This window comes from Kitasatospora sp. NPDC087271 (genome assembly GCF_044744605.1).
GTDB lineage: Bacteria > Actinomycetota > Actinomycetes > Streptomycetales > Streptomycetaceae > Kitasatospora.
The window spans coordinates 275,288-287,653 of record NZ_JBIUYQ010000007.1; the positions used below are offsets into that span (position 1 = coordinate 275,288).

Here is a 12,366-nt window from a genome sequence, read left to right on the forward strand (position 1 = left end):
GGCCGATCGGGGGCTGATCAGGGGTTGTCCGGCAGGCCGGCCGGGTTGACCGGGAGCTGGCTGCGACAGAGCGCCGATATCGGCTTCAACGCGGCGGCCAGGCGGTCGAGTTCGGCGCGCGGGTAGTCCTCCCAGACCCGTGCGGCGGCCAGGTCGGTGGCGGCCTCCAGGGACTGGTGCCGGATCCGGCCGAGTTCGGTCACCGAGCCCGCCGTGGTCAGCCAGCCCCGCTCGACCAGGCGCGCCGCGGCCGCGTCCCACTCCTCGTCCGTCCAGCCGCGCATCGGCTGGAGCATCTCGCGCCGGACGTCCATCGCGCACCGGACCACCAGCGCCTCGCAGCCGTCCAGGCCGGCCGCCACCAGGGCCGCCACGTGGCCGTCCCCGCGGTGCTCGCGCATCACCGTGGCGGCCTGCCACAGCCGTTCGTACAGGCCGGAGGGGCGGGGCAGCGCGGCGTTGGCGGCGGCCAGCACCCGGCCGACGCAGTCGAGCCGGCCAGCGGCCCGCTCCAGGGCCTCCACCACCAGTTCGACCTGCGCCGGGTCCACGTGCTCCAGCAGCCGGGCCAGCGCCCCCGCCGAGCCCTTCAGCCGGGCGGCCAGCGCCTCCTCCGGGCTGGCGTGCGTCCACACCTCCGGCAGCGCGCGCTCGACCATCGCCGGGGAGAAGCTGAAGAACGCGGCGATCACCGGCGGCGCGTCCACCGCACCCAGCGGTGCCGACCGGCTGGCGAAGTAGCCGCGCCAGCCGCCGTGCAGTCCGGCCGCCTCGTAGGCCTCGCGGCTCTCGGGCAGGAAGTAGGTGACGGAGTGCACCGGTTCGAAGAGCCACCACAGGGCACGGGCGGGGTGGACGAGATCGGCCATCGAAGGACCTTCCTCGGAGAGGGGCGGGGCGAACCCGGCCGGACGGGGCGGCTCGGCGGGCGCCGACGGATCGGGCGCGCGCGGGCCGCTTCAGTGCTGATGACCACGGCGGCGGCCACGGTAATCCCGCACCGGGTGTGATGACGGTCACGGGGAGGTCCCGGTGTGCGCCCGGCGGGGCGGCGGCGCGAGATGATGGGACGAGGTGCCCGCTCCCGGGACGCCGCAGCCCTCCAGTGAACCCTCGTGTGAAGGTAGTCGGTAATGGCGCAGATCAACCCCAGCATCCTGTCCGCGGACTTCGCCCGGCTCGCCGACGAGGCCGAGGCCGTCAGGGGCTCGGACTGGCTGCACGTCGACGTGATGGACAACCACTTCGTCCCCAACCTCACCCTCGGCATCCCGATCGTCGAGTCGCTCGCCCGCGCCACCGACATCCCGCTCGACTGCCACCTGATGATCGAGGACCCGGACCGCTGGGCCCCCCAGTACGTCGAGGCCGGCGCCGGCTCCGTCACCTTCCACGTCGAGGCCGCCGCCGCGCCCGTCCGCCTCGCCCGCGAGATCCGCGCCAAGGGCGCCCGCGCCTCCATGGCCCTCAAGCCGGGCACGCCCATCGAGCCGTACGAGGACCTGCTGCCCGAGCTCGACATGCTGCTGATCATGACCGTCGAGCCCGGCTTCGGCGGCCAGGCGTTCCTCGACATCATGCTGCCGAAGATCCGCCGCACCCGGGAGCTGATCGCCAAGCACGACCTGGAACTGTGGCTCCAGGTCGACGGCGGCGTCTCCGCCGCCACCATCGAGCGCTGCGCCGAGGCCGGCGCCGACGTGTTCGTGGCCGGCTCGGCGGTGTACGGGGCCGAGGACCCGGCCGAGGCCGTGCGCAAGCTGCGGGAGCTCGCGACCAAGGCCTCGGCGGACGCCTGGTGGGCCTGCGGGCACTGAGCCCGGGCGGAGCCGTTCAGAGGCGGAGCCGTTCAGGGGCGGGACCGTTCAGAGACGGGGCTGTTCAGGGGCCGGGCCGTTCAGGGGCCCGGCCCGGCCTGGCCCCGCCCGGCGAGGGGTGGAGGATCCGGCGGTCGTCAGGGATGATCGTTGGCGAACGCCCCTCGCCCGGCCCCTCTCCGCACGGTGGTGGAACCGCACATGAGCAACCTCGACCGCAAGCCCTCCCCGACCACCTGCGGCCGCGAGGCCGACACCGGACCGGTCAAGGACCTGCTGACCGGACGCCAGGTCCAGCTCGGCGAGAGCACGATGGTCCGCCGACTGCTCCCCAATCTGGGCCGCCGGATGGTCGGCGCCTGGTGTTTCGTCGACCACTACGGACCCGACGACATCGCCGACGAACCCGGCATGCAGGTCCCGCCCCACCCCCACATGGGCCTCCAGACGGTCAGCTGGCTCCACCAGGGCGAGGTGCTGCACCGCGACAGCCTCGGCAGCCTCCAGACCGTCCGCCCGTACGAACTGGGCCTGATGACCTCCGGCCGGGCGATCTCCCACTCCGAGGAATCCCCGCGCCCGCACGCCCGCTACCTGCACGGCGCCCAGCTCTGGGTCGCCCTCCCGGACGCCCACCGGCACACCGCCCCCACCTTCGAGCACCACGCCGACCTGCCCGTCGTCACCGCCCCCGGCCTGCACGGCACCGTCATCCTCGGCACCCTCGACACCGCCACCTCGCCCGGCACCGCCTACACCCCCCTCGTCGGCGCCGACCTCGCCCTCACCGAGGGCGCCGACCTCAAGCTCCCGCTCGTCCCCGACTTCGAGTACGCCGTCCTCTCCATGTCCGGCAGCGTCGACGTCGACGGTGTCCGCGTCGAACCCGGCTCCATGCTCTACCTCGGCTGCGGCCGCCCCGAACTCCCCCTCCACGCCCGCACCGACGCCGCCGTCCTCCTCCTCGGCGGCGAACCCTTCGACGAGCAGATCCTCATGTGGTGGAACTTCATCGGCCGGTCCGGTGAGGAGATCACCCGGGCCCGCGAGGACTGGATGTCCACCGCCCGCTTCGGTGACGTCCACGGCTACGCCGGCGACCGGCTGCGGGCTCCGGAGCTCCCCGCCCTTCCGCTGAAGGCGCGGGGGCGCGTGCGCTGAGGCGGGGAGACGGGGTTCGCGGTCGCTAGCGTTCGTCGGTGAGGTCGCGGACGAGGGTGCTGCTCATCTGGGGGAGTTCGCCGTACTCGGGGTCGTCGCCGGCGACGGGGAGTTGGTGGATGACGGCCGCGAGGCGGGGGGGCAGCTTCACGTCGAGGCCGTAGTGGCACCGGGCGAGGATGTCGGTGAGCACCTGGGCCGGCAGCAGTGCGTGAGGAGTGCTCAGGACGCGCTGTGGCGGGCGGGGGTTGGTGGCCAGTGCTTCGGCCTGTTGGCGCCAGACTTCCGCGTCCAGGAACTCCCCGAGGCTGCGGTGCAACAGGCTCAGGAACGACGCGGAGGTGTAGGAACCGCCGCCGGCCGCGAACTGCCACCAGAACTGGGCGCCGTCGCGATGGCCCGCGACGTACAGCAGCGCGCCGAGGACGAGGGCGCCCTCGGGGTGGATCTGCTCGGCGTTGACGAGGAGGCCCAGGGAGGCCGCGGCGGACGGCATCGAGAGGACCAGGGACGCGGCGAGGTCGAGTTCGTGGGCCGCCTGCTTGTGCTCGGAGGACAGCGGACTCGGGGCGGTCAGCAGCCGCTCCCAGGAGACGCCCGTGCCCCCTGGCTGCGGCCGGGGGGCCCGGGTGGGCAGGTGGATGCCGGCCATGTTCGGGTGCAGGGCCCGGTCGTGCTCGGTGCTCACCGGCTCTCCCCGCGTCGGCCGCCGAGCGCCGCGGCCAGACGGTCGAGAGCCTGGCTCGCGGTCGAACGGACGTTGGCCTCGGTCGTCCCCAGGCAGTCGGCGATCTGCTCGTCCGGCAGGTCGAGCAGGTAGCGCAGCACGATCACGTCGTGCCGCCGCTCGGACAACCGCCGCAGCGCGACGTACAGTTGCTCGTGAGTGCCCCCGGTCTCCATCAGGTGCTGCGCCCGCTCGGCGGCGATCCGCACGGCGTAGACCCACCCGGGGACGCTCGCCTGGGTGGGCAGCGGCTCGCCGTTCATCATCAGTTCCGCCAGGGTGGCGCCGATCTCCTCCTTGAGGATCGTCCAGGCGTGGAACGGTGGGATCTTCTCCCGCAGGATGCGCGGCCACTCCTTCCACACGCGGACCTTCGCGATCTCCACCGCTCTGTGTGCGGCGGTGTCGTCGCGAAGGCGCGCGCGGGCGAACCCGGTCCACGCCCCCTCGTGCGTGTCGCAGAACGCGTCGAACGTCAGGCGGTCCCGGTCTCCGACCACCCAGTCGCTCTCGGTCACGTCCCATTCCTCCCCTGCGGCACGCCTGTCGGCTGCCGTCCGGCGCGGGCCGTCGACCGTGGCTGAGCCCCACGGCCGTGCGGCGGTCACAGTGGGAACTCGCTTCCCTGGTAGGAACATTAAGGCGGATTGGATGCCGAGATGTTAAACCGCGACAAGGTGTTTCGAGATCAGACATAAGGTGCGGCGGATGATGGAGATACCGTGCGGAACATGGTCAGAGTGAGTCACTACATGCTCTGATTCGGTCGTCCTGCTTCACGGTCGCGTCGTCACCGGTGGCGGCCCTTGCTTGGCCGTTCGGGCGTGTGGGCATAGTGGAAGGGGCCGCGCCAGGGTCCGCCACCGCTCGCCACTGTGGCGCGGGCGCGGATCGGTCCTGTCCTGCGCAGGGCGAGTCGATGACGTATCAGGGGGAACGCATGACGGACGGCACCGCCAGGACCGACGACGTAGAGGTCAACCTCGACATACACCTGGCCCACTCGGCACGGATGTACGACTACTACCTCGGCGGCACGACGAACTTCCCCGCCGACCGTGAGGCCGCCGGCCGGGCCCTGGCGGTCTTCCCCTACGCCCGCTCCGCCGCGCGCGCCAACCGTGCCTTCATGCGCCGGTCGACGCAACTGCTCGCCGAGGCCGGGATCCGGCAGTTCCTCGACATCGGCACCGGGATCCCCACCTCGCCGAACCTGCACGAGGTCGCGCAGTCGGTCGCACCGGACGCCAAGGTCGTCTACGCCGACAACGACCCGATCGTGCTCCTCCACGCGCAGGCGCTCCTGCGCGGTACCGAGCAGGGCGTCACCGCCTACGTGCAGGCCGATGTGCGCGAGCCCGGAGACCTGTTGGACTCGGCCCGGGCGATCCTGGACTTCACCCAGCCGATCGCGCTCAGCATGAACGCCCTGCTGCACTTCGTGCCGTTCGAGGCCCAGCGGATCACCGAAGGCCTCAAGGCACAACTGCCCAGCGGTTCCGCGCTGGTGGTCAGCCACTTCACGCAGGACTTCGCCGCCGAGGAGACCGCCCGGCTCATCCAGGTCTACACCGCCGCGGGAACCCCCGTCGCCGCCTGCACCCGTGACGAGTTCGCGCAGTTCTTCACCGGCTGGAACCTCCTGGAGCCGGGCGTCGCGGCCACTCCGCGCTGGCACCCGGCGGCGCCTGCGGACGACACCGAGCACATCACCGACGCAGCGGCCTCCTGCTACGGGGCCGTCGCCATCCGCCCCTGAGCCGTCCTCCCAGTCCGGCAGCTTCCAGTCTGGCAGCTTCGAAGCCCGGATGTTCAAGCCCGGACATCAGCAGGATCCCGCAGGCGGTGATCACCGCCGAGCCCGCGGCGATCGCGACGAAGGAGCCGACGAAGCCGCCCTTGCGCCCCCTGATCGTGCTCCAGGCCAGTGACAGGCCCTTGCGGTCCGGCACCACGAGGCGGACCAGCCGTCGGACGCGGCGGATCACCACGCGCCCAGGTACGTCACGCGCGCCGCGACCTGCCCCGAGGCGGGCCGTTGCGGCTCGCCCGCGAGCCGCAACGGCGGCGTGACGATCTCCTCCACGGCCGGCGTGGTCATCGGGTCGCACGCCCGGGAAAGGCACTCCTGCCGGAATCGGACGGTCCCACTCCGGGAGTGCGAGCGCCACGATCCAGTCCGACGCGTACGGCATATGGCGCCGGTATCAGGCTCCTTGACGAACCGTAACTCCTCGACGCCGCACCCCAACGGATCGACCAGTCGGCGGATGCGGCACGCCACGCAGGTCGAGACACGCTCGGGGAGCCTCCCCGAGGCCCCGCCGCGCCCCGTCGTCGTGGCCGAGGAACGCGCGGGGTCGGCCGTCTGAAAACCCCATGGACGAGATTGTGGCGCCGCAGCAATCACTGACAAGATTTCAGCACGGCATCCTGTCGCGGGAGATGCCGCCGAACCGACCGTGGCTCGACGCACGTCTGGAGGCCGCATGGCACGGGTGAACCTGAGGGCTGCATTCATGAGCGGCCTTTCGTCCACCGTCACGGCTCAGCAGGTCTTCACCAACCGGGTCGACGAAGTGGCCGCATTCGCCCGGTCGGTCGACGAGCTTCACCGGATGCTGGACGAGGCCGAGGTCTCGCCGGTCGTGGACCGCGGGCAGGGCCGCCGCAATGTGCTGACCTTCTACGGCGTGGGTGGCATAGGCAAGACGACGCTCTCCCACGAGCTGGAGCGCCGCCTCCTCGCCGAAGCGCGGGAGAAGGAGCGCGACGACGTGGTGACCGTGCGGATCGACCTCTCGGAGGAGGGCGCCGGCGACATCGAGAGCCTGTTGCTGCGTCTGAGGGCCGCCCTGGGCCAGTTGGGGAGCCGTTGGCCGGCCTTCGACCTGGCCCTGGCCTCCTACTGGGCTCGCGCTCACCCCGGCGAGGCCTTGCAGGAGTTCCTGGACGCCTCGCCGGCGCTGCGGCGCGCCTCGCGGAGCATCGCGCTGGGCGACCAGATCGCGGAGGCCGTGAAGCAGGTCGACCCGGGTGGTCTGGGAGGTCTGACCGGACTGGCCCACCGGGCCGCGCTGGTCACGTACCGCGCTGTCCGGGACCGGGTGCGGGAGGGCCGGCTGCTGGCCGACTGCGATCTGTTCGCCGAACTGGTCGAGGCGGACGCCGACTACGAGACGCTCTCGTACTTCCCGTACCTGCTGGCCTGGGACTTGGAACGGCAGCCCCGGGGCGGTCGGCCGGGCCGGCGGCCCCGGGTGTGCGTCTTCCTCGACACCTTCGAGGTGGTCAACGGTCAGGCCGATCGCGCAGTGGAACGGTTCGTCCAGCGCTGCGCCTATCTGATGCCGAACGTGCTGTTCGTCATCACCGGCCGGAACCGGATCGACTGGGCCGACTCGGGTGCGGGCGGCGAGCTGGACTTCACCGGCCCGGAGTGCTGGCCCCATCTGCACTTCAGCAACGACACGGCCGAACCGCGGCAGCACCTCGTGGGGTACCTGTCGGACTCCGACGCGGACAGCTATCTCCGTGAGGCCCTCGTCCGGGACGGTGAGCCCGCGATGTCGGCGGAGATCCGGGAACGCGTCATCTCCGGCGGCCAGGGGCTTCCCCTGTACCTGGACCTGTCGGTCTCCCACTGCGCCGCCCTGCTGGCACGCGGTGGGCAACCTTCCGTGGCGGACTTCGGCGGCTCGTTCACAGCCGTCGCGACCCGGTCGATCAGGGACCTCCCCCGGGAGGAACGCGACCTGGTCCGAACAGCCGCGCTCACCGACCGGGTGGGCGCGGAGCTGCTGCGCGCCGGTCAACCCGGAGTCTCCGACGGGAGCGTGGCACGGTTCCTTCGCCGACCGTTCCTGACACACGACGACGCCTACGCGTTCCCGTACGCGTTGCACGTGGCGTTGCGGCAGGCCATCGGCGAGGCGGACCGGACGCTTCCTGACGGTTGGTCGGATCGTGACCGCAGTGAGGTCGCCGCCCGGCTGCTGAGCTGGCTGGGCGAACGCCTGGGCGCCTCCGGCGGGCGGGTGGCGACGGCGCAAGCCCTCGAAACCGGGCTCAAGCTCTCTGCCGAGCACGGTGTCTTCGACGACTGGATGGCGCTGGCCACGCAGCGACTCGTCGAGGCCGGCCAGTGGTCGGAGCTCGGAGCCGGTCTTACCGGCGCCCCGGTGGGCCTCCCCGAGTACCGGGCGATCCGGGCCGCCATCCGAGGAGTCCAGCTCCGCCGGACCGGCCGCGTCGAGGAGGCGATCGAGTTGCTCGGCGGCGCGGCCGGAGGCGTGCGGCACGGTGGCCGAACGGCACAGCTGGTCCGCATCCACCTCGCCCACGCCCTGCGCAACCACGGCGACTACACGCAGGCCGCGGAGATCTACCGGGGCTTGGTGGGGGGCGAGTTCGACGCGGCCGCCCGCTACTGGCTCAGCGACTTCGACTACCTCAACGGGCGGTTCGCGGCCGCTCTCGCCTCCCTGCATGAACAACCGGTCCGTGGCCCGGAGGACGAAGGCGAACGGCTCCGGCTGACCGGGCACATCTGGCGGGTCAACGCCCGCTTCGAGGAAGCGACTTCCGTCTACCACGAGGCGATCGGCCTGGCGCGGCGCGAGGGACTGGCCGCCGCAGAGGCGAAGGCACTCGCCAACCTGGCGCAGACCGCCTGCTGGTCCGGGGACACGGCAGCCGTCGCCGACGCGGCGGGCCGGGCCCGGGAACTGCTCGACCTGGTGCCCAACCCCGTCGAACTGGTCAAGCTCCGGTCCGCCGAGGCGGTGGCCCACGCCATGGCCGGCGACGTCAGCGCTGCCCGGTCCGCAGTAGGAGACACCCGGCACCTTGCGGACGGGATCGCTTACCGGGGCGGCCACAACCTGGCGGACGTGGCCGAGATCCTCCTCGGCGTCCTCGCCGGTGACCACGAGGGTGCTCGTCGCACGCGATCCGAGCTCGATGCGCGCACCCGTACGTCCGGAGGCAACACCTACTGGGTTCCCATCGCGACCTCCTGGATCGACGGCTCCCTCGCCGCCGCGGAGCACCTGCCTGCCGTCGGCTGGGTGGACGGCCCCGTCGCGTCGTTGGGTCGCTGGGCAGCGGTGGTGACACGTCGATGACTCTCCCCGGCCCCCGCACCTCGGCCGAGTCGTCCGGAGAAAGCAGAGTTTGATGACTGACCTCGTGAGCGTCGGCCTCGTCGGCGTCGGCACCATCGCACAGACCCATCTCGCAGTCCTGGCCGAACGGGCCGATGTGCTGGTCGAGTTCACGGTCGATCCGAACCGGCCGGAACCGCCCTCGTTCCGTGGAACCACCCCGCGTCACTACGCCGGCCTGGACGACGCGCTCGCGGAGCACCGACCCGATCTGCTCGTGCTCGCCACTCCCACGCACACGCACGCGGAGCTGGCGGCCCAGGCTCTCCGGCTCTCCACGGCCAAGGTGCTGGTCGAGAAACCCCTCGTCCACGACCTCGCCTCGCTCGGGCGGCTCCGCGCGCTGCACGAAGCGGTCGACGTGCGGGGCCGGTTGTTCACCGCGCACCACTTCGCCTTCTCTCCGGAGGTCGGCTGGGCGGCGGAACTGCTTGCCGAGCACCCCGAGTGGGGGCCCGTCACGGCCGTCACCTCCGCGTTCTACGACCCCTACGTCCTCAAGGGCAGCGGTGCCTACGAGTCCTACGGCTCCAGCTGGATGGACTCCGGGGTGAACCAGCTCAGCATGCTCACCCGCCTGGTCGACCTCACGGCGCTCACCTCCGCCCGGCAGCTGGACGGCGGCGCCAGCGCGTGGTGCACCGCCGAGTACCGGTCCCGGGGCGAGTCGGGCACCGCACGACTGCGCAGCAGCTGGCTCACGGGCTCCAGCAGCAAGGAGAGCAGTCTGGTCTTCGGCCGGGCGGGCGTGGAGGTGTGGATCGACCACACCTCCATGACCGGCTTCGCAGCCCGGGACGGTGACCTGCTCGCCGCCTTCGGGACGGACGGTCGGACGGCCCGGAAGGTGGCCCATTACCGGCCGCTGTACGAGAGCCTGCTCTCCGACCGCCCCGACCCGGTCCTCGGGTTCGACGCGGCTGCGAGGATCACCGAGATCCATCACGCGGCGCCCGGCGCGGAGTAGTCCCCGGGGCGGGACGTTGCGACGAGCACCCGCGGGCGCTACCAGGGGGTCAACTCGCCGGCCTGGTCGGCGGCCTCCTTCCTCGGGCCGGTCGTGGCGGTTGGAGAGCCGCAGGGCCCGGCGGTTCGCCTCCAGCCACCGGACGGTCTGCGCGTGGGGCCTGCGGGGCCTGCGGGGCCTGCGGGGCCTGCGGGGCCTCCGGCCGGTGGGCCGTGCGCAGTGACAGTTGTCATGTGGTTCGGGAAACAAAGATCACTGACGAAGTGCCAGGCCGGCGGGGGAGGCTGGCGGGACGGCGGATCGCGGCGGATCGCGGTCGGTGACCGCAGGGCACGCGACAGACGGGGGAGTGGGCACGAAGGTGTTGGTGGCCGGGGCCTGGCTCGGGGGGCTCTGCCTGGCGGACGGGCTGCTCCGGGCCGGCGTGGAGGTGCGGGTCCTTGAGCGGGAGGAGGGGGCGCACAGCCGGTACCAGGGCTTCCGGATCGGCCTGAACGAGCATGGGCGCGCCGCGCTGCGCCAGTGCCTGCCGCAGCGGCTGCACCCCCTGCTGGAGGCCGTCACGGGCCCGATGGCGGGCGAGCGGCGCGTGGTCGACCAGCAGTTGCGCGAGCTGCGCCGGCTCGGCGCGGTGGACGGGGGAACCGCCGTCGACCGGCACGTGCTGCGCCAGCTGCTGCTGGCCGGGCTGACCGCCGTCGCCGGGTACGAGCGGCAGATGATCGACTACGGCTTCGCGGCGGTCGCCGACAGCCTGGAACGCCTGCCGGACTTCGCCCCCCGCGCACCGGTGTCCTGACCGCGCGCCCGCGGGCGCACCCGCGCACCCGCGCACGCGGGCACGGGGGCGTCACGGGTTCCTGAAGGTGTGCTCAGACTTCTTCAGCGGATCTTCAGCGGGTTGGTCGGAGGCTTCTGGGGTCACTCCCCCGTCCGCCTCGTCGCAAGTGAGCCCCCGTTGCCCCTGAGCCCGATCCGTGCAGCCCGCGCCACGGCCGAGACCCGGCCCGTGCCCGAACGGCGGCGGCCCGCCGCCGAGGGGGCGGGTGCGACCCTGCTGCCCTGGGCGCTCGCCGCCGTGCTGTTCGCCGCCTACACCGCGCTGTCCGTCTCCCGCCACCTGCACCTGCGGACGAACGGCTTCGACCTGGGCATCTTCGAGCAGGCCCTCCGCGGCTACGCCGAGGGCCGCGCGCCGGTCTCCGAGCTGAAGGGGCCGGGCTTCCACCTGCTCGGGGACCACTTCCACCCGATCCTGGCCACCCTCGCACCGCTCTACCGGGCCTTCCCCTCCGCGCTCACCCTGCTCGTCGCCCAGGCGGCGCTGGTCGCCGTGTCGGCCGTCCCCGTGACCAGGGCCGCGGTGCGGGCGGTCGGCCGGTGGGCGGGCGCGGGCATCGGGGTGGCGTACGGGCTGTCGGTCGGCCTGCAACAGGCCGTCGGCTTCGACTTCCACGAAATCGCCTTCGCCGTACCCTTGTTGACGTTCTCTCTGGAGCGGCTGATGCTCCGGCAGTGGCGGTCGGCGGTCGGCGGTCGGCTTCGCCCTGCCGCTGCTGCTGGTCAAGGAGGACCTCGCGGCGACGGTCGCCGTCATCGGCTGCTACCTGTTCTGGCACGGCCGCCGCCGACTGGGCGCGAGCGTCGTCGCGCTCTCCGCCGCCACCCTGCTCCTGGTGCTGCTGGTCGTCATCCCGGCCCTCAACCCGGACGGCGCCTACACCTACCTCTCCAGCGTCGACGGCCCGGCCGGCAACCCCGTGACCAGGCTGCTCCTGCCCGGCGAGAAGTGGCACACCGTCGTCACGATTCTGGCCCCCACCGCGTTCCTGGCGCTGCGCTCCCCGCTGATCCTGCTCGCCCTGCCGACGCTGGGCTGGCGCTTCTGGTCCACCAACCCGTCCTACTGGGGGACGGACTTCCACTACGGCGCCGTCCTGATGCCGATCGTCTTCCTCGCCTTCGTCGACGCCCTGTCCCGGCTTGGGCTGCGGTTCCGGGCCCGGCGCGGCCTGCGGCGGTGGACGGTCCGCGGTTCCGTGGCCGCCGGGCTCGCCGTGACGGCCGCCGCCCTGCCCACCCAGCCCCTCGCGGAGCTGGTCCGCCCCGCCACCTGGCAGCGTGACGCGACCGTCGACGCGGTGAGCGCGCTGCTGCGCCGGATCCCGGACGGTGCCGAGGTGGCCGCCGCCAACGGCTTCGCGGCCCAACTCACCGGCCGCACCCGGGTCTACCTCTTCCCCCGCTACCCGGGCGCCCCCGGCGCGCGGCCCGACTGGGTGGTGGCAGCCGACCACCCGCGGGACGGGCTCCTCTCCGCCCGCGACGAGGCCGAGGCCCTCCGCGCCCTCCCCGCCGCCGGCTACCGCCCCGTCGCGAGCGCCGCCGGCATCACGGTCTACCGGCTCACCGACCCTGCGGGCTGACCCGGGGCGGTGGTCGGACGGCGGGAGGCATGGCGACGACTCGACGCCAACGTGCGGTGGTTGCGCCGACGCGCGCAGGGCCCGCCACTTGCGGGGCGGCCCC

The 12,366-nt window shown here is 72.6% G+C and carries 10 protein-coding genes and 1 pseudogene; 8 read left to right on the forward strand and 3 right to left on the reverse strand.

The features are described 5' to 3' along the window. Nucleotides 1-17: 17 nt before the first annotated feature. A complete protein-coding gene (locus ACIO9K_RS15180; RefSeq protein ID WP_363583215.1) occupies nucleotides 18-869 on the reverse strand; it encodes an SCO6745 family protein in 852 nt (283 codons plus the stop codon). 264 nt (nucleotides 870-1,133) lie between these two features. On the opposite strand from ACIO9K_RS15180, the gene rpe reads away from it, so the two are divergent. Continuing rightward, nucleotides 1,134-1,817, forward strand: coding sequence for a ribulose-phosphate 3-epimerase (rpe, locus tag ACIO9K_RS15185; protein ID WP_350887277.1), 684 nt, complete (start codon nucleotides 1,134-1,136; stop codon nucleotides 1,815-1,817). Between the two features lie 201 nt (nucleotides 1,818-2,018). After that, nucleotides 2,019-2,978: a pirin family protein gene (locus ACIO9K_RS15190; protein ID WP_363618363.1), complete on the forward strand. Its 960-nt coding sequence runs from the start codon at nucleotides 2,019-2,021 to the stop codon at nucleotides 2,976-2,978. Nucleotides 2,979-3,003: 25 nt separating this feature from the next. Here ACIO9K_RS15190 and ACIO9K_RS15195 read toward each other — a convergent pair whose 3' ends face one another. Together ACIO9K_RS15195 and ACIO9K_RS15200 are read right to left on the reverse strand one after the other, a co-directional pair. Then, nucleotides 3,004-3,666, reverse strand: a complete 663-nt coding sequence (locus ACIO9K_RS15195; protein WP_363585917.1) for a hypothetical protein — start codon at nucleotides 3,664-3,666, stop codon at nucleotides 3,004-3,006. Further along, nucleotides 3,663-4,223, reverse strand: a complete 561-nt coding sequence (locus ACIO9K_RS15200) for an RNA polymerase sigma factor (RefSeq protein ID WP_400329983.1) — start codon at nucleotides 4,221-4,223, stop codon at nucleotides 3,663-3,665. Before ACIO9K_RS15200 ends, ACIO9K_RS15195 begins: the two co-directional genes overlap by 4 nt. A 422-nt stretch (nucleotides 4,224-4,645) precedes the next feature. Here ACIO9K_RS15200 and ACIO9K_RS15205 point away from each other — a divergent pair, with 422 nt between their 5' ends. The 6 genes and pseudogenes from ACIO9K_RS15205 to ACIO9K_RS15230 all read left to right on the forward strand — a co-directional run bounded on the left by ACIO9K_RS15205 (nucleotide 4,646) and on the right by ACIO9K_RS15230 (nucleotide 12,263). Further along, nucleotides 4,646-5,464, forward strand: a complete 819-nt coding sequence (locus ACIO9K_RS15205) for an SAM-dependent methyltransferase (RefSeq protein ID WP_363585919.1) — start codon at nucleotides 4,646-4,648, stop codon at nucleotides 5,462-5,464. A gap of 760 nt (nucleotides 5,465-6,224) precedes the next feature. Continuing rightward, nucleotides 6,225-8,831, forward strand: a complete 2,607-nt coding sequence (locus ACIO9K_RS15210; RefSeq protein ID WP_400329987.1) for a hypothetical protein — start codon at nucleotides 6,225-6,227, stop codon at nucleotides 8,829-8,831. Between the two features lie 52 nt (nucleotides 8,832-8,883). Beyond that, nucleotides 8,884-9,837, forward strand: coding sequence for a Gfo/Idh/MocA family protein (locus tag ACIO9K_RS15215; RefSeq protein ID WP_400329990.1), 954 nt, complete (start codon nucleotides 8,884-8,886; stop codon nucleotides 9,835-9,837). Nucleotides 9,838-10,186: 349 nt separating this feature from the next. Further along, complete coding sequence (locus tag ACIO9K_RS15220; RefSeq protein WP_400329993.1) at nucleotides 10,187-10,636, forward strand: hypothetical protein; 450 nt, start codon at nucleotides 10,187-10,189, stop codon at nucleotides 10,634-10,636. Nucleotides 10,637-10,915: 279 nt separating this feature from the next. Then, nucleotides 10,916-11,293, forward strand: a pseudogene (locus tag ACIO9K_RS15225) (DUF2079 domain-containing protein); the annotation flags it as partial. A gap of 103 nt (nucleotides 11,294-11,396) precedes the next feature. Further along, entirely contained in the window at nucleotides 11,397-12,263 is an 867-nt protein-coding gene (locus ACIO9K_RS15230) for a DUF2079 domain-containing protein (RefSeq protein ID WP_400330140.1), read from the forward strand. Nucleotides 12,264-12,366 lie beyond the last annotated feature (103 nt).

Bases quoted from the DNA above. Each gene is read 5' to 3' on its own strand.
- ACIO9K_RS15180 (WP_363583215.1), bottom strand. From the start codon at position 869: ATGGCCGATCTCGTCCACCCCGCCCGTGCCCTGTGGTGGCTCTTCGAA.
- rpe (WP_350887277.1), top strand. From the start codon at position 1,134: ATGGCGCAGATCAACCCCAGCATCCTGTCCGCGGACTTCGCCCGGCTC.
- ACIO9K_RS15190 (WP_363618363.1), top strand. From the start codon at position 2,019: ATGAGCAACCTCGACCGCAAGCCCTCCCCGACCACCTGCGGCCGCGAG.
- ACIO9K_RS15205 (WP_363585919.1), top strand. From the start codon at position 4,646: ATGACGGACGGCACCGCCAGGACCGACGACGTAGAGGTCAACCTCGAC.
- ACIO9K_RS15210 (WP_400329987.1), top strand. From the start codon at position 6,225: ATGAGCGGCCTTTCGTCCACCGTCACGGCTCAGCAGGTCTTCACCAAC.
- ACIO9K_RS15215 (WP_400329990.1), top strand. From the start codon at position 8,884: ATGACTGACCTCGTGAGCGTCGGCCTCGTCGGCGTCGGCACCATCGCA.